The 18,956-nt window shown below is 39.9% G+C and carries 11 protein-coding genes; 6 read left to right on the top strand and 5 right to left on the bottom strand.

Translation table 11 applies throughout. The features are described 5' to 3' along the window. The first annotated feature begins 1 nt into the window (after window position 1). Entirely contained in the window at window positions 2-1,582 is a 1,581-nt protein-coding gene (locus tag AC0UMU_RS01965) for an alkaline phosphatase family protein (protein ID WP_288640516.1), read from the top strand. A gap of 197 nt (window positions 1,583-1,779) precedes the next feature. After that, complete coding sequence (gene secA / locus AC0UMU_RS01960) at window positions 1,780-5,076, top strand: preprotein translocase subunit SecA (protein ID WP_009319052.1); 3,297 nt, start codon at window positions 1,780-1,782, stop codon at window positions 5,074-5,076. Between the two features lie 77 nt (window positions 5,077-5,153). On the opposite strand, the gene AC0UMU_RS01955 is transcribed toward secA, so the two are convergent. From AC0UMU_RS01955 to AC0UMU_RS01945, 3 genes are read right to left on the bottom strand one after another with little or no spacing between them, the layout of a single operon-like run. Next, window positions 5,154-7,520, bottom strand: coding sequence for a hypothetical protein (locus AC0UMU_RS01955; RefSeq protein ID WP_278715808.1), 2,367 nt, complete (start codon window positions 7,518-7,520; stop codon window positions 5,154-5,156). After that, window positions 7,513-8,079 carry a hypothetical protein gene (locus tag AC0UMU_RS01950; protein WP_278715805.1) on the bottom strand — a complete coding sequence of 189 codons (567 nt, stop codon included), beginning with the start codon at window positions 8,077-8,079 and terminating at the stop codon, window positions 7,513-7,515. The genes AC0UMU_RS01955 and AC0UMU_RS01950 overlap by 8 nt, the downstream gene beginning before the upstream one ends. Window positions 8,080-8,114: 35 nt before the next feature. After that, the gene (locus AC0UMU_RS01945) at window positions 8,115-8,639 is read right to left on the bottom strand and encodes a hypothetical protein (protein WP_009319049.1); all 525 of its coding nucleotides are present in this window, start codon (window positions 8,637-8,639) and stop codon (window positions 8,115-8,117) included. Window positions 8,640-8,763: 124 nt separating this feature from the next. Between AC0UMU_RS01945 and AC0UMU_RS01940 the strand changes: the two genes are divergently transcribed. Both AC0UMU_RS01940 and AC0UMU_RS01935 read left to right on the top strand, forming a co-directional pair. After that, window positions 8,764-9,015 carry a hypothetical protein gene (locus AC0UMU_RS01940; RefSeq protein WP_288640522.1) on the top strand — a complete coding sequence of 84 codons (252 nt, stop codon included), beginning with the start codon at window positions 8,764-8,766 and terminating at the stop codon, window positions 9,013-9,015. Between the two features lie 81 nt (window positions 9,016-9,096). Beyond that, window positions 9,097-11,082, top strand: coding sequence for a terminase large subunit (locus AC0UMU_RS01935; protein WP_472300155.1), 1,986 nt, complete (start codon window positions 9,097-9,099; stop codon window positions 11,080-11,082). Window positions 11,083-11,114: 32 nt separating this feature from the next. On the opposite strand, the gene AC0UMU_RS01930 is transcribed toward AC0UMU_RS01935, so the two are convergent. After that, window positions 11,115-13,079: a sensor histidine kinase gene (locus AC0UMU_RS01930; RefSeq protein ID WP_278715800.1), complete on the bottom strand. Its 1,965-nt coding sequence runs from the start codon at window positions 13,077-13,079 to the stop codon at window positions 11,115-11,117. A 34-nt stretch (window positions 13,080-13,113) separates the two neighbouring features. Then, the gene (locus AC0UMU_RS01925; protein WP_278715797.1) at window positions 13,114-15,801 is read right to left on the bottom strand and encodes an ATP-binding protein; all 2,688 of its coding nucleotides are present in this window, start codon (window positions 15,799-15,801) and stop codon (window positions 13,114-13,116) included. 1,063 nt (window positions 15,802-16,864) lie between these two features. Here AC0UMU_RS01925 and AC0UMU_RS01920 point away from each other — a divergent pair. Both AC0UMU_RS01920 and AC0UMU_RS01915 read left to right on the top strand, forming a co-directional pair. Further along, a complete protein-coding gene (locus AC0UMU_RS01920; protein ID WP_278715795.1) occupies window positions 16,865-17,500 on the top strand; it encodes a leucine-rich repeat domain-containing protein in 636 nt (211 codons plus the stop codon). Window positions 17,501-17,681: 181 nt separating this feature from the next. Continuing rightward, window positions 17,682-18,956 (top strand): ATP-binding protein, encoded by a 1,275-nt coding sequence (locus AC0UMU_RS01915; protein ID WP_278715794.1) that lies wholly within the window; start codon window positions 17,682-17,684, stop codon window positions 18,954-18,956.

The raw sequence follows: 18,956 nt of genomic DNA, 5'->3' as shown, positions 1-18,956 counted from the left end.
AATGAATAAAGTTATAGCATCCTTGATTTTAGTATTGATGACCGCACCTTTGGGGGCTCAGGTTCCGGCCGATGTGCCTAAGTTGGTTGTCGGTATTACTATAGATCAGTTGCGTACCGATTATTTGCAGATGATGCGGCATGTCTTCGGGGACAAGGGCTTCAAGCGTCTGATGGACGAAGGCTTGCTATATGATCAAGTTACATTCGATTTTCCGAATATCGATCGTTCTTCTGCAACGGCATCTATTTATACGGGAACGTATCCGGCTTATAATGGAATTGTGGCCAATACATTATATAATGTTACGGAGGATAGGGTGGAATCTATCTTGTATGATCCTGCTAAAATGGGAAATTATACGAATGAAACGGTTTCTCCTAAGAATTTGTTGACCTCGACGATTTGTGATGAATTGAAAATCGCGACAGAAGGTGTCTCTCGTGTTTTTTCCGTCGCACCGACTTTCGAACAGGCGATATTGAGCGGGGGACATGCTGCAAATGCCGTGTTCTGGATTGATAATGACAACGGGAAATGGGCTTCATCTACTCATTACAAAGATATCCCGGCTTATATCGACCAATATAATATAGAATCGGGACTCGACCGTCGTATAGATACGATTATCTGGCAGCCATTGCGTTCGGCAACGGATTATACAGGCTTGTCTTATCTGAGTAGCGACTATATGTTTAAGCATATATTCGACAAGGGGAAATATAAGAAATACGATTACTTTAAGACCAGCGGTTTGGTGAATGAAGAGGTAAACCGGGTCGTGGAGGCTTTTCTTACTAAAGGCGAGTTGGGGAAACAAATGTATCCCGATATGTTGAATATCGGGTATTCTGCTGCCAATTACCAAGGAAAAAGCATTCAGGAGTATAGTCTTGAAATTCAAGATACTTATTTGCGCCTTGATCAGGAAATTGCTCGTTTGTTGGAGATGATCGACAAGAATGTCGGATTGAAGAATACGGTGATTTTCCTGACCTCTACCGGATATTTTAACGGAGAGGCAAAAGAGGTGGGGATATATGAAATTCCTGCAGGAGAGTTTTATCCTGAGCGGGCTACCTCTTTACTCAATATGTATTTGATGGCGGTTTACGGACAGGAGAAATGGGTACTCGGTTATCATGACCGTCAGATATTTTTGAATCGGAAACTGATTTCGGATAAAGAAATGAGTTTGAAAGATGTTCAGCTCAAAGCTGCTGAATTTCTTGTTCAAATGACAGGGATACAGGATGTGACGACATCGTTCCAGATGTTGCACGGAAATTGGAATAACCGGATTGATGCTATTCGTCGGGGGTATCATCGTAAATTATCCGGAGATCTTCTTCTCGAGGTTCAGCCCGGTTGGGAAATCGTATATGAAAATACGGATAATCCACGTGAATATGTTCGGGAGAATGCGATTCCAGCTCCACTTATTTTCTTTGGTAAAGACATAAAACCTCAGCATATCGCCCGGCCTGTTCGGGTTACAATGATCGCACCTACGGTTTCACGTATTTTGCGGATACGCTCTCCGAATGCCGCATCTCAACCGGCGCTTCCCGAAATCCGGTAAAATGAGAAAGTCGTTTCGGTGAAATAAATCGGATAGAATCCAGGTGAAATTCTGAATTGTTCCGATATTGAATTTATCGAATCTTTTCCGGACTTTTTGTTTTCGGGTTATTTACATTACATTTGTAACCGTTCTCCAAGTATTTTCTTGAGAAATGTTTTTATTCATTCAGCAAAAAATAAAATAATATATAATCTATGGGATTTAATGATTTTTTAAAAAGTCTCTTCGGAAATAAATCGCAACGTGATTTAAAAGAGATACTCCCCTATGTAAACAAGGTCAAAGAGGCATATCCGGCTATCGAAAAGCTAAGCGACGATGAGCTGAGAGCCCGTATCGATGATGTTAAAAAACGGGTGCAGGACGCTGTCGCTCCTGAGAAAAACCGTATCGCGGAGTTAAGAGCTTCGGTAGAAGAACAAGATTACGAAAAACGTGAAGCCATTTGGGAAGAAATAGACAAGATCGAGAAAACGATTCTTGAAAAATATGAGAAAGTTCTTGATGAGGTATTGCCCGAGGTATTTGCGGTAGTAAAAGATACTGCCCGTCGTTTTGCTCAAAATGAAACGATCACCGTGACTGCTACACCGTTTGACCGGGAATTGGCATTGACTCATGATTTTGTACATATCGAAGGAGATAAAGCCATCTATCAGAATCACTGGGTAGCCGGAGGCAATGAGGTGACATGGGACATGATTCATTATGATGTCCAGTTGTTCGGCGGTGTCGTTTTGCACAAGGGCAAAATTGCCGAAATGGCGACAGGTGAAGGAAAAACTCTTGTCGCGACTTTGCCTGTATTTTTGAATGCTCTTACCGGGAATGGCGTGCATGTGGTAACCGTGAATGATTATCTTGCCAAACGTGACTCGGAATGGATGGGCCCGTTATATATGTTTCATGGTTTGTCTGTCGATTGTATCGACAAGCACCAGCCCAATTCTGAAGAACGACGCAAAGCGTATAATGCGGATATTACTTTCGGAACTAATAATGAGTTCGGTTTCGATTATCTGCGTGATAATATGTCGACATCTCCCGAGGATCTTGTACAGCGTAAACATAACTATGCGATTGTCGATGAGGTGGACTCCGTATTGATAGATGATGCCCGTACGCCGTTGATTATTTCAGGTCCTGTACCGAAAGGTGATGATCAACTTTTCGAGGAGTTTTGTCCGAAAGTAGAAGCTTTGTATAAAGCACAGAGGGCTTATACGACCAAGCTGCTTGCTGAAGCTCGTACTAAAATAGCTTCGAGCGATAAGGAGGTGCGTAAAGAGGGTGCTTTGTTGTTATACAGGTCGTTTAAGGGGCTTCCTAAGAACTCTGCATTGATTAAATATCTCAGTGAACCCGGTGTAAAAGCGTTGATGCTCGAGACAGAAGAGTATTATATGCAGGAAAACAACCGTAATATGCCGATTGTTACCGACCCGCTGCTTTTCGTAATCGATGAAAAAAATAACAGTGTGGAGCTGACCGATAAGGGTCTGGACATGATTACCGGAAATTCCGATGATCCGCAATTCTTCGTATTGCCCGATATCGGTGCTCAACTCTCCGAGCTGGAAAATATGGGACTGTCCGATGAGGAAAAACAGGCGAAGAAAGATACCCTGATGCAGGATTATGCGATCAAGGCAGAACGGGTGCATACCGTGAACCAGCTTTTAAAGGCTTATGCCTTGTTTGAAAGGGACGATGAATATGTCGTTATCGATAATAAAGTAAAAATCGTCGACGAGCAGACCGGACGTATTATGGAAGGCCGTCGTTATTCGGACGGATTGCATCAGGCTATCGAAGCGAAAGAGCATGTCAAAGTCGAGGCTGCGACACAGACTTTTGCAACGATTACTTTACAGAATTATTTCCGTATGTATCATAAGTTGGCGGGAATGACCGGTACTGCCGAGACCGAGGCAGGGGAGTTCTGGGATATTTATAAACTTGATGTCGTTACGATTCCTACAAACAAACCTGTTGCCCGTATCGATATGAACGACCGGGTGTATAAGACCAAACGGGAAAAATATACGGCGGTAATCGATGAAATACAAAAACTGGTCGAGGCCGGCCGTCCGGTACTTGTGGGTACGACTTCTGTTGAAATTTCAGAATTGCTCAGTAAGATGCTTACCATGCGTAAGATCAAACACAACGTATTGAATGCCAAGTTACATCAGAAAGAAGCGGATATTGTCGCTCAGGCAGGTCAGAGCGGAACGGTGACTATTGCTACCAATATGGCCGGTCGTGGTACTGATATCAAGCTCTCTCCTGAGGTTCGTGCTGCCGGTGGGTTGGCCATTATCGGTACTGAACGTCATGAGTCTCGTCGTGTAGACCGTCAGTTGAGAGGCCGTGCCGGACGTCAGGGTGATCCGGGATCTTCGGTATTTTATGTATCTCTCGAAGATAATTTGATGCGTCTGTTCAGTTCAGAACGTATTGCTAAGGTTATGGACCGTTTGGGCTTTGAAGAAGGAGAGATGATCGAACATAATATGATTTCCAAATCAATCGAACGTGCTCAGCGGAAGGTAGAAGAGAATAACTTCGGTATTCGTAAGCGTTTATTGGAATATGATGATGTGATGAATGCACAACGTGAGGTAATATATACCAAACGTCATCATGCTCTTTTAGGAGAACGTATCGGCATCGATATTGTGAATATGATGTATGATGCCGTACAGGCTATGATCGAATCTCATTCTCAAAATTCGGATTACGATGCGCTTAAAGAGGATGTGTTCAAGACGTTTGCCATTGAAATACCTTTCGATAAAACGGCAATGCGAAGTGAAAAGAACGAGCGATTGGTAGATATGCTGTATGATGCGGTCATTGCTGCGTTCAAGCGTAAAACGGATAATATGGTGGCTGTTGCCAATCCGGTGATTAAGCAGGTTTATGAAAATCAGGGTGACCGGTATGAGAATATAATGATACCGATTACGGACGGAAAACGGATGTATAATATTTCTTGTAATTTGAAAGAGGCATACGAATCGGAGTCGAAAGCTATCAATAAAGCATTCCAGAAAGCCATATTGTTATATACGATAGATGAGGCATGGAAAGAACATTTGCGCGATCTCGATCAATTGCGTCAATCGGTACAGAACGCAAGTTATGAGCAAAAAGATCCGTTATTGATCTTCAAATTGGAGTCTTTCGGTATGTTTAAAGATATGATCGATACGATCAACCGAAAAACGGTAGCTATTCTGATGAGAGGCCAGATTCCTGTACGAGAGCCGGAGCAGGTGCGTGAAGCTGCTCCTGAAGTGCGTCAGGATTACAGCAAATATCGTACACAAAAAGATCAGGTAGGAGGCAGTTCTTCGGCAGCTTCTGCACAGCAAGCCCCGCAAAGACCCGAACCGATCAAAGTCGGGCCTAAGGTAGGACGTAATGACCCTTGTCCTTGCGGAAGCGGTAAGAAATATAAGAACTGCCACGGGAAAGAAGCATAAGCTATTGCTTTAATATAAATGATAAAACGGGAAAGGTGATTTACAATCTTTCCCGTTTGTCATTATGAAGGTTGCGGTTATTTTTTGTTTTTAGGCGGGTAGTGAGTCGGGAACATCGATTCTCGCATTTGTCGTTCTTTGTTGTTTTTTTTCAGCATCTCTTTCATCGTATCTTTGTTTGTGATACGGTTGCGGGCTTTCCATAAGATATATTGCAATTCGTTATCGTCAAAATCGAAGTCCTGTCCTAATTTATCCCTTATTATTTGTCGGGTATATGACCGGATGTTGTTCCATAGTCCGGGATTATCGATCCCCTTTTCTGCCATATCGGACAGGTATTCTTCAGCAGCTTTACGATTTGATCTGTTGTTTTTTTGGTAAGTTTCCCTGACTTCTGAAGGCATTGACCGGAATACCTGATCCAGAAAACTATCGGTATGTTCTCCATATAAAGCACGTATTCCTTTTTTGGCGACAGCTTCACGCATCAGTGTCTTTTTTAGTTCAGCTTCAGAACGGATATTGTCTAATATAACGTTCACCTGATCATTCTCGGGAGAAAAATAACCCGGTAGGACGTCTTTAGCCGGCAGTTTTTGCTGTACGTCGAGAGGAAGTTCCGATTGTCGGTCAAATATTTGAGCATCAATGCCAAGTTCCTTGCTTATTTTTTCGGCTTCCTGTCGGCGTCTGTCTCTTTGAAATTGCGTATCGTATTTGTTCAACCACGGATTGTCAGGGTTGACGATCGAAATGTTGAATCCGGAATCTTCCTTTTTCAGATTTTTATTCTGTTCTGTCGCGGATGGCATTTTTTCGTATTCGTCCGCACTGCTGCGGGTAATCCGATTATAATCTTCATAAGGAATAGAATATATGCCTTCTGCGAAATCAGGAAATATGAGTTCTTCTTTTCCTTCCGGTGTAATGACTTTATACAGTCCGTTTTCGGTTTGCCCGATTACCTCCATCGGCTCTCCGTATTTGGTATTGAGTATTGTCACTTTTCCATCATTTTTTCTCCGAAGATGTTGCACCGCTTTTCCTCCGGTATGGCTTATTCCGCCTAATGCCCCTCCGAAGACTCCTCCTTCTATGCCGGATCGGGTTGCGTTTTGAAGAATTTCATTTAATGCCGGATAATTTTCTCTATCCAGATAAATGCGTGCTGCCATGTCTTGAGCAACAGAAGTGCCGGCTTCGCTCAATCCCTCCATAGTGGCATCCGAACCGATTTCTGCCGCCAGTTTTTTCAGGTCGATATGTTTGTAATTTTTTAGCAAGTCGGTTAACTCTTTGGATGCCTGCGGATTTTTCATCATTTGAGACATAACGCCTTTTCGCATCGATTCTTTCAAAGGAGCGGAGAGTTTGTTTAGATATCTGCCCTGCATGAGACCTTCTATGAGGAGGTCTGCTCCTGTATAAGAACCCACATAAGCGGCACGTTTCCAATCCGGTACTTTCTCGCCGTTTTCCTTTTCATACCGGTCTATATCCATCTGTGCCTGAGCGTGACTTTGTGCTGCTAAACTACCGACATTGGCTGCACCCAAAGCGACTCCTGCCGGTGGAAAGACCAGTCCTGCGGCTATGGGTAGGGCTTGCTGAGCTATTCCTGCACCCGTTTCGGCAACTTTTGCCCAGCCTTCGGTTTCTTTGAAACTGTCATTTTGTTCCAGAGCTTTGCTCATTTGTTTTTTCCCTTCACCTCCGTTGATGATATAATCATTCACTGCTTTTTCTATTTGCCGGGGGGATAATCCGTCCGATTTCATCTCCATGATATTTTTTAAAGCATCGATGTATCGGGCTTTTGTATTCATGTACTCTTGTTCATTGACAGCTCCGGTTTCCGGATCATAAAGCTCGTTATTATTCCAATCGAACTTTTTGTCGGGTTTTCGGATGTTTTTTTCAGAAATTTCTTGTTTGTTCCGCTCTATTTCTTTTAATAAATCTTCATTGTTTACAGAAGATAAACTGCCGAAATTTTTTTGTACGTTTCGGTATGCAGCTTGCATTTCGTCTTCATTGTTCCACCAGCTTTTTAATTTTCCGATATTGTAGGAAAAATCGTTTGCTAACCGTTTCCCGTATTGGGCCAGTCCGTCTTTAAAGCTTGTCAAAGGTTTTCCTTCAGGATCGTTATTGAATAAAGAAGACAAAATCTTTCGGTTATATGGGGTATCGGGAATGGACGGGTAGGGTATGGTCGGATACAGCTTTTGTGCAGGAATGGGAGTTCTCCATTCCTGACCGGTCAGAGGGTTGCCGGCCATTGTCTGCTTTATTAAATCGGAATCGATATATTCCGGTTGTTTTTGCATAAATGGTTGAGTTGTTGTGCTTTGACCGTTATCTATTGTCCGGGCGAATTGACGTTTATACATATTTTGTAATTGAGGATCGATATAATCCCATCTATTGTTTTTATTCATTGAGAGTATTGTTTTGAGTGTTTTCGAATAATAAGTTTTCTATTTGTACTCGGGCTTCTTCGGGAGAAATACCTTGAGCTGTCAGATAGTTGAAAAGCAAGAATTTTTGTTTATCGGTATTTTCTGCATTATCTTGCCATACCTCTGGAAATTCTTTTGTGTTTAATCCTTTTGCAGGCAGTTTGGCATGAGTATTCGGGATGACCGGAATCCTCTCTGTTAGTTCGAGAAAATTTTTCCGCAACTCTTGTTTTTTTCTGCATCGGACGTTTTGTTTATCTATAATTTCGGATTCCGGTTCAAATAACCGGGTGAGTTTTTTCCAGTAAAAACTCCTTTCTTTTTTTCCGTATTCTTCTTTTGTCGGTTTTTGTCCTAAAAGTTTCAACGCATATTCCAGATCATCAATCGACTTGCGGGCGGCAGATCTCTTTTTTTGTTTTCGATTTTCCAGACATACCGAGAGAAAGCCTTTCCCATCTTCTACCTGTTGCCTGATGTCGGAGAAAATCGCTGCCGTATTTTTTTTATTTTGTAGTTCGGTTGTCTTATTTTCCATTATCATATCTTTTGATCCGTTTCCGATAAATGATTTCAAAGCATTCCTGACGACAGTTGTGCCATACTTAATATTGTATTATCCAGATTTTCCAATCTTCGACCTACGTTCTGTAACGCATTTTCCGATGCGTTCCGGAACATATTGCTGGCATTCATATAGGTGTTGTATCTTTTGTCATTTATTGCTGCCGAATGATTGATGTAATTATTCAGGACATTATTTTTCCATTGTGCGCCATTTGCCGCAATCGCACTATATGTGTTGCCTATCGTTTCCGCATTGTTTTTTTGTTGGGCGGCGATAGCTTCGGGTGTCGTTCCCGTGACGGCAGACTGAGTCAGTGTTTGTTGATTCAGTTGTTGAGTCTGTTTCCGGAGATTTTTTAATAGGGCTTGGCTGTCCGATCGATTTATATAATCACCGTAATACTCCGAGTTGAAAAGGTTGTCTAACTGTGTTTGTTGGCTGTCGAGGGCCTGTAATGCGTTTTTTTGTTCCTTTTCAGCTGCTTTTCTCTGTTTTCGGGCTTTGATCCCGTTGAATATTGATGCAAACATTTTTGTTTCTCCTTCTAAATTTTTTTAATTGGTTAGTGAACGAATTTATTATTATAACATCAGCATACAAATATCACCTCATATATTTGTCGTATGGTGTTATAATTATAAAATCGTATAGAATATGACGAAAAAAAATGCTCTTACCGGAAAAAATAATATTTCGGCCGATGATTATATCCGGAAAAGACGGGAGATATTGGATTTGTGTTATAAACGTTTGCAGGAAATGATACCTGAATGTACCAGTGAAGTCAATCTGCTCAAGTGTATTGAAATTCTGGAAAAACATGAGAGTAGAAATGATGCCGGAGATGAAAGACAAGCGTTGTGTGCCATAGCCGATACGCTCGACAGGCTGGCGGGGTTGCGATAGATTTTATATTTATCGCACGAAATATCGTTTTTCGATGTGCTATTTTGCGGAAAATAGAATTATCGGAAAATATTAGATAAAATGGAAATTACAGTGATTGAAAACGAAAGGCGGAAAAAAGAGATCGATAGACCTTATCGTCCTGAGACGGGAGAGGGAAGCATAACCGGAAAGCGTTTTTGCTTTCATCTTCCGGATGCTCCTATTCCGATACAATATATCCCGGAAATGATGCTGGAAGAGGTCGAACTCGTAAAACTTTTACGTCGGCATGGTTCGATAGAAAAATTTATTCTGAACGAGTTGAAAGAATCCCCTTCACCTGTTATTAAGGAAGAAGTCTGGAGACGGTGGGTGAAGGTCAGGATTAAATATGATTTTGAATTTTGGGCGGTTTTATTTGTTCGTATTAAGAATAAGACGGGTGATTCAGATATTCCTTTTCGACTCAATCGGCCTCAGCGTCGCCTGCTTTCGGAGCTTGAAGATATGAGGACGAAACGTCTGCCTATACGGCTGATATTGTTGAAGGCAAGACAATGGGGCGGTTCTACGCTGGTACAGATGTATATGGCTTGGATACAGCTGGTACACCGGAAAAACTGGAATAGCGTGATCTGCGCGCATTTAAAAGATGCAGCGGCAAATATTAAAGGGATGTATTCTAAATTGTTGGAAAGTTATCCGGCTTGGTTGATAGATGCAGATAAACCTCTGAAGTTTCAACCGTATGAGAAAATGGGGAATACCTCTGTGATTGCCGAAACGAGTTGTAAAGTCACGATCGGGTCGGCAGAAACTCTGGAGTCGGTACGTGGGTCAGATGCTGTTATGGCGCATTTGTCGGAGGTGGCTTTCTGGCCTCATACGCGGTTGAAATCTCCTGAGTCGTTGATTCGTTCGGTATGCGGTTCGGTTGCTTTGTTGCCCGACTCGGTTGTTGTTATGGAAAGTACGGCGAACGGAACGGGGAATTATTTTCATCAGGAATGTGAAAGGGCAAAGAGGGGGGAGAGCGATAAACGTTTTTTATTTATACCGTGGTTCGAAATAGAAATGTATTCTGTTCCGGTAGAAGATTATGACGCATTGATAACATCTTTGACAGATTATGAAAAGGATCTTTGGGATAAAGGTGCGACTCTTGAAGCAATAGCTTGGTATCGTATGAAACGAAAAGAGTATAGAGATCATGCCGATATGATGGCGGAGTATCCCTCTGATGATGTTGAGGCGTTTAACCATACCGGAGAACGGGTATTCGATATACGACAGGTGCAAAGACTTAGGGAATCATGTCGTCCGGCAGATAAGGTCGGAGAAGTTTATGGGAAAGCTTTCTCCGGAAAGTCGGCATTGAAAGGGCTCGGTTTTAAGGAAGAGGCGGGAGGACGCCTTCATATCTGGGCTTTTCCGGATTCCGATATGTCTGTAAAGGATCGCTATCTGGTCGTTGTCGATATCGGAGGCCGCTCTTCAAAAGCCGATTATTCGGTTATTGTCGTCTATGACCGTTATTGGATGTTGTTTGGGGGTGTACCTGAGATTGTCGCTCAATGGAGGGGGCATATTGATCATGATTTGTTGGCATGGAAGTCTGTCCAGATTGCAGCTTTTTATCACCATGCGTTACTTGTAATAGAAAGCAATACTTTGGAAACGGAACATACGGATGGGGAACATACGGAATATATTCTGGATACTATTGCCGATTCTTATACACATTTGTATGCTCGTGTATCTGCCGAAATGATCCGATCTCAAGTTCCTTCTAAATGGGGATTTCACATGAATCGTTCTACCAAAACAATGGTGGTAAATCATCAAATACAGATGTTAAGGGAGAACGGGTATATAGAAAGGGATATTCAGGCATGTTATGAACATGATGTTTTTGAACGGAAACCGAATGGAAGTTTCGGGGCGATGGACGGGCATCATGATGATATTCTTATAACGCGTTGTATCGGTAATTATATATGTTATACCGAGCCGTTGCCGTACCGATTTACAAAAATGCAGGTAAAGGTTTCCGGTTCTGTTCCTATCGGAGAAGCAACGATCTGATGAGCTTATTTTAAAGGGAGAATATGGAAAATTCAGATGAAACGATATTTTTTCTCCGGAGGCATTTTGAGATTAAGAGGATGAGAAAAGCAAAATCGAGAACCTTTTGTGTAATCGGGGTCTATCCATATATCTCCTCCCATTTTATTGATGGTTAATTTGCAAATAGACAATCCGAGCCCAGAGCCTTGTACAAATTCATTTAGTTTTTCGAACCTCTCGAATACTTGCCGTTGTTTCTCTTTAGGAATGCCGCAACCGGTATCGGATACGGAGAATATCACCCTGTTTTTGTCTGGTTCTATATTATAGGAAAGAGTGATTGTTCCGGTATCGGTAAATTTTCCGGCATTATTCAGCAGATTGATGAAGATTTGTTGTAATCGTTGAGGGTCGGTTACCATAGAAAGCGGTTCGTCTGCTTCGAATATATAAGCAATTGCATTTTTTTTGACCCGGTTTATTATTGCAATTTGGTCACGACATAGCTGTGTAATGTCGCAGAGGGAAAAATTGAATTGAACTCTTCCCGATTCAAGACGTGATAAATCGAGAATATCGTTGATGAGCCGAAGTAATAAATCCGAATTTTTTTGAATAATATCCAGATATTCTTGTTGTTCTTTGTTCTTATTTTCTTCGGCGAGTACGGTCGAGAATCCTACAATAGCATTTAACGGGGTTCGGATTTCGTGACTCATATTTGCTAAAAAGGCGCTTTTTAACCGATTCGATTCTTCTGCTCTATCTTTAGCGATGATTAATTCTTTTTCAGACATTTCCAGATGTTCTTTTACTTTTTTTGTGCGGAAATAAAAGAATAGAGTACAGCAAAGAGCGATCACAAGAATAATTAATACCGAAATGATAGAAATGAACTCGACAGGATATTCTTTCCACAATGGCAATGTTTTATTGAGAAGAATAGAATTTCGAGGAAGTTTTTCGATCGGAATATCAGATTCTTTGATTTTATTGAAATCGAAGATATATTCGTTAGGAATAAATTTGATGTTGGCTTCTTCCCCTTTTTCTATATTGATAGCCTGTTTTGCCATGTCGGGGCCTTGCTGTCGATAATTCGGAGAATATCCGCCTAATACCCAATTGTTTAATCCGAATGATATAATTGAGAATACCGGAACTTTGGGATTAACGCCGGACATCGTATATATGGCGTTTTTTATAAAGAAAGCGTTTGATGCGTCGACTTTCCATGTCCCGAATAAGATGACCGTATTAGGAGGCAGATCTTTGATATCTTCAATGATCGAATAGATTGTTTTTAATCGGCCGTCTAATAATATGAGGTTGAGGTCCGGAAAATTCTTGAATTCTTTTTTTACTAATGCTTGCAAAGAGATACCTTCGTATGTATTGTCCGATATGAATGCTATATTACGGGTCAGCGGATAAAGGTTCATGATCAGTTCGATATTTTTCTTTATATCATATTCGTATGCAAATCCGGCTTTTATATTCCGGTTCGGCATATCTTTGAAGACGTCGATACTTTCAGGATTCCAAAGTTTAATATCTTGATTGTTGTCGGGCAGAAGAACAACATTTCTACTTGCCATGCTGCATAGTACAGGGGTGTTTTTGAACAGTAGTGTATCTTGAGAGAGATATGATGCCCATGCCTCTTGACCTATGAGAATAATTAGTTTAGGAGGTAATTGCTTGTGTTTTAGTAGTATGTTTTTAAGTCGTTTTTTCCATGTTTGAGATTCGGACAGACTTTGGCAGTTCATGTTTTCGATAGAGATCGGTGATTTTCCGCCGAGGTGTCGATACGTGTCGTTGAAAGATATGATGGTGGAAGTCGTGAATTGTGTATCCGGATTGTATGAACTGATAATCAATATCGGAGCTGAACTTTCGGATGCCGTTGTCTTCTGTACCGGAAAATTGCAAGCTATGAGCAATATTGTGAAAAAGCTGTAAAGAAAACGTTTGTGATTTCTAAGTATATTTGTCATATAATGCGATCTCATTGTTCGTCTTTTTGGTTCCCGGCATAATTGATTTTTACCAGATAATGCCTGAAATATAGTTACTGATTGTTTGTTTTAGTACTACCGGATTGATGGGTTTGGTAATAAAACCGGTGCAGCCGGCTTCTATTGCAATATCTTTATCTGAGTCGAATGCATATGCGGTTTGCATGATTATAGGTATGTCGGCAGATAATTTTCGTATCTCTTTTAATGCTTCTATACCATTCATTTCGGGCATTTTTATATCCAAGAGAATGAGATCTACCGAATTATTTCGGTATAATTCGATTGCTTCTTTTCCGTTTTTTGCCCATAAGATGCGACACCTGTTACCTATTATCGTTTTTAACAAAAGAAAGTTACTTTCTATATCTTCGGCTATTAACAGTGTTGTTTCTTGGGATTGATTTTCGTTGTTTTCTGTATTATGATCTGCATTGGTCGGGAATAGGGGTTTTATTTCTCTATCTTCACCAAATGATATCTGGTCATCTTTGCGTATTGGAATATGAATGGAAAAGCAACTTCCTTTTCCAGGTTTGGATTCTACGCTGATATTGGCTTCGAATAGTTGGGCGATGGCAGCGCAAATAGAAAGTCCGAGTCCTGGTCCCTGTGTAAATTCGTTACATTTATAAAATCTGTCGAAGATCAAGTTTTGCTCTTCTTCTGAGATTCCTATGCCTGAATCTTTTACGAACAGTGTGAGATATTGGTTGTGATCGATACTGTAACCGATCGTGATATTTCCTTCTTGCGTGAATTTTATTGCATTATCGAGGATATTGGATAGTAACTGAGTCAGACGTATCGAATCGGATTTTATAATTGTCTGTTTATGAGGTGTCTCTATTGAGAATTGTATAGATTCAGGAATTCTCATTTTGTGTTGGGAATATACGAGTTCCAGAATTTGTTCCATATTGCAGGGTTCGGAAACTAAGGATATTGTATTGGCTTCTAATTTGGAGAGTTCCAAAATATCATTGATTAGTTTCAGCAAAATGTTGCAGTTTCGGTTTATCGTTTTTATAAAAGACTGCCGTTCATTGGGTGTGAAAGCGTTCTCATCGGATAGTAGGTTGGTGAATCCGATAATTGCATTGAGCGGAATACGAATTTCATGGCTGATGTTGGCTACGAAAGATTGTCTCAGTTCTGCTTTTGCGGCCAGATCGCGGGCGACGATAAGCTCCATTTCCCGCTGCTTGATGTGTTCTATGGAGGAACAAAGTCCGTATATTTGAGCATTAGAATAGGATATGTACGGAGATAAAGAAAAATGGGTTTCCCACCATTCATATTCATCTGGAGAATTGAGACTTATTCTGAATTGCACTACTACTTTCGCGTCTTTTCCATATATAGAGGAGAGTAAAGTATTGTAAACGTTTCTTCGGTCATCCGGATGTATTCTTCTGATTAACGATATTCGGTTTATTTTGTAATTCTCGGTAAGAGGCAGTCCTGTGCTTTGAAAAAAATGTTTGTCGAATGTGAGTTTTCGTGTAACAAGATCGTATGACCATGTATGGAAATTTCCGACTTGCAAGGCTTGTTCCAATAGTTCCTGTTTATTATGTAACCGGATTTGTATACGTTTCTTTTTTTTCTTTTCGAGTAAGTACAAAAATATCAGAAAAAAGAGCAAAATGAATGCTGTCAGGATTATGATGATAAATTCTGTTTTATATTTTTCATATATCGGAATATTGTATATGAAACTGTTTTCCGGTAGTTGGGATTTGGATATGTTCAGTCTTTTTATTTGAGGCCAATCAAAAACGGGACGGTCTTTGTGGTATTGCAGGGGAACATTGGTTATGGTTTTCTCGCCTTTCAGTATTTGTGCGGCAAGATTAGCCCCGTCGAAACCTTGTTGATACGGGAGTGTAAAAATCCCTCCGAGAATTCCTCCGGTTATATTTTCCCCTATCCCTTCATTACAAACCGTGAAAAACGGTTGTGCTGAAATATTGGAGAATTGTGAAATTATAAAATCCCATTTGGGTAAAATGAAAATATCCCCTTTTGATGCATTATAGAAAGGATATAATACTCTGAATGTTTTCATTTCACGGTATGGAATAAATTTTATTTTGATCTTTTCTTTTTCTGTTTGGGAAACAGTTTGCCATTGCTTTAGAAATTCTTTTCGTGAAGATTGACCTAAAACTGTACTGTCTGTCAGAATATTGATTCTCGTAATGTTTGGAATAATGTGTTTTGCTAATTTATAGCAAGCGATAAAATCCCGCTTGCATTCGAATCCGGTAATATTGTTATATCCGGTAAGTATATCGCAGTTTAGGTAACTTACTCCTGAAAAAATAATAGGTACAATATGTGTAATCGGGTGATTGCTGGTGATCAGAGAAAAAGTAGCCTGGTCGTCTTCTATTAGAATCATGTGGGGTGGGTCGTAGGTATATTCATCTAATAAGCGGGATAACGTATCGATTTCTTGCCGGGCGTTCAGCATTTCACAATTCAGATAAAAATGTCTGATCTTTACCGAGAGATTGTGGTGAGAAAAAGCATCGTTTATCCCCTCTTTAATCTCTTTCCCCCAAGTATAAAGAGAATCGAATGAATGGATGACAAGAATGTTATAATCGGTTTGAGACTTGTTTTTATGACAACCGTTTATACCCAATACGGCTGTTATAATAAAAATAGCAGCCATGATATTGAATGCTATGAAATGAATCCTTTTCATTCTTATTAATTGAAGATATACTTTGATACTCAAATGTGTTTGTCAACAATTATCTGCAATGTTTTGTCTGGAGGACGTTTCGGTATGGAGTACCGTTTTTTTGTATTTTTGCCAGTGTATTCATAGAAAACATAGGTTTGTTTTCGGTCTCGTTTTTTTGTAATGCAATGTCTCCCCTCCAATTCGAGGCTGCAATGCTTTTTGTTTGTCCCCATGAATTATTCAACAGATTCCCAAAGTTAAGAATATTAACATTAAGTTGCAATGTGTTTTTTATTTTTATGTGAAAATCTTGAGCAATTTTTAAGTCAAAACGATTTACCCGAAGTAAATGTGAGGCAAAGTCCTCGGCATATTCCCTATTGTGTTTTCTCAAATAGGGATCTATACATTTATAGCGGCTAATGCTTCCATGAGATTTTTGGAGACGATGGGTTCAGCCATATACATATTGAATCCTGAAGAGAGAATTTTTTCTTTGTTTAGCAGAAACTTCATATAGATTATGGTTATCTTTCAAATTTTCGGCAATTAGCAAAGTATGCTGGGAATGTCCGGACTATTGTTTATCTATCTGTAATCTTTATTATAGAAAAAACACAAGAAGATTAATAAGGCTTTTATACGTTTTTTCATATTTTTATTATCAGAAAAGAAGTCGGATTTTTCTTTAGAGAAAGCTTCAACTCAATTAATAAATACGAATCAGTCGTATTTTATAATTTCGTCTTACTTGTTTCTGAAAATCTTAGAGCCAGTCGTTTAAATTTTACTCGGGTCAGTTTTGAGAGTTTCATGAAATGTTGGTCTTTGATTTTTAGATATTTGTCTTAGTGATCGAAATTATTATTCGCTATACCAATTTATTGGTATTTTGATTTCTTAATTTTTTTGATGAAATTCATAAATAATTCTTGTATATTTGTCTGATTTAACAATGAAATGCCTGATAATTAGATTTTATATGTTTTTAAAGCAACAGGCAATTATATTGAGTTTAATAATCTTTAGACTAATTAAATAGTTTATCGGGTATTGTGTTAGAAGTCATATTTTTTGTGATATGAAAATCTTGCCGTTAATTTATAGGAGACAAACATCTGTTGTTAATAAGAAGGCCGCAACTTTTGGTGTAATTACTCTTATTACATATTTAATTCCGGAAAATTCCGAAATCGAACTTTCTGTATCGGCACGTGATTTTATGATCGACTGGGGAGATGGTGTTTGCGATAAAAATATGATTCATACATATACCCGAAAGGGAGAATATGTGATACGTATTTGCGGAGAATGTATCAATGAATTGCGTGTCCCGAAATGTTGTTTGGAGAATATTGATGTCTCTTTTTGCAAATGGCTCGAACACCTTGATTGTTCTTTTAACTGGATCGAGGAGTTGGATATATCCGGACTATCTTATTTGGTCTCTTTGGATTGTTCTCACAATGCGTTAAACAATTTGAAAATAGGAAATCAGGAATTTCTGCTTTATCTCGACAGTTCCGATAATATGCTGTCGGTTCTTGATGTAAGTTTGTGCCCTTCTTTGACCTATTTATATACACAACATAATGCTTTGCGGTCATTAAAAATTTCTCCGGCGATTTCGGTTTTGGATATCGGAGATAACCAGCTTTCTCCAGAAGATATAGCCGATTTAAAAAAACGTTCGGGAATTCGTTATATTTTGGATTGAGTATCGGGCTTATTTTATCCTTGTTGGGGAGCGTTGGATTTTCCAATAAAGAAAATTCGCCAAATTTCCAATCAAAATAAAGTCAAATTTCCAAATAGTTTTGCGCCAAATTTCCAAATTTATTTTTGAAATTGATTTGGATTACAAAGAAATAAGCTATTTTTGCAAAAAAATACAGTGTATGGAATATAAGAATCGAATAGCGGATCAACTTCTGCGTGATAAGTTAGAAGCGATGGGTGCTGTATTGATAGAGGGGCCTAAAGCTTGTGGCAAAACGACCACGGCTGAACAGCAGGCCAAAAGTGTTATCTATATGGACGACCCTACTAAACAAGAGCAATATAGGCAAATGGCTCAAACTAATATTAGCTTTTTGCTTGAAGGAGAAACTCCGCGTTTGATTGATGAATGGCAGGAAGTTCCTCAATTTTGGGATGCTATTCGGTTTGAAGTAGATCATCGAGATGAAGACGGACAGTTTATGCTTACAGGTTCTGCTGTACCTGTCGAAGCCAAGAAAATTCATCATACAGGTACCGGAAGATACGGATGGCTTACTATGCGCCCTATGAGTTTGTGGGAATCCGGCGACTCTACAGGCGAGATAAGCCTATCGGATTTGTTTCTTACACCTGATAAAATAGGTGCTTTGAATAAACTTACATTGCCGATGCTTGCTTTTGTCGTTTGCCGAGGAGGGTGGCCTAAGGCTTTGCAAAAGAAAACAGAAAAGGCGGCACTATTGCAGGCGACAGAATATTATAAAGCGATAACAAATAGCGATATATCACGAGTTGATAATGTAAAACGAGATGCGGAACGAGCAAAGAGAATTATGCGTTCTTATGCCAGGCATCAAGGTTCTCAAGCAAGTATCGCTACAATCCTTGCCGATATATCAACAAATGAACCGGAGGATGTCAGCGATGAAACGATAGATGCATACCTTACTGCTTTGCGGAAAATATTCGTAATAGAGGATATGCCGGCATGGAATCCCAACTTAAGGAGTAAAACAGCGGTTCGTACATCGAATACAAGATATTATGTCGATCCTTCTGTTGGCGTGGCTGCTCTTGGTTTAGGTCCTAATGATTTGATTAACGACTTAAATACATTTGGGTTGTTTTTTGAAACAATGTGTGTCCGGGATCTTCGGGTTTATGCAGATGCCTTGGATGGTTCTGTGTATCATTATAGAGACAAGAACGGTTTGGAATGCGATGCTGTGGTACATTTGCGTAATGGGTCGTATGGTCTTATTGAAATAAAATTGGGTGGAGAGAAATTGATTGATGATGGCGCAAAAACATTAACGGCACTTTCAAATATCATAGACACCTCCCGAATGAAAGCCCCTGCTTTTTGTATGGTGCTGACAGGTGTTGGTGACTTTGCCTATAAACGAGCAGATGGAGTATATGTTGTGCCGATTGGATGCTTGAAGAATTAA

This window comes from Coprobacter fastidiosus, from assembly GCF_982245605.1.
This window is presented reverse-complemented; position numbering and strand designations above follow the sequence as displayed.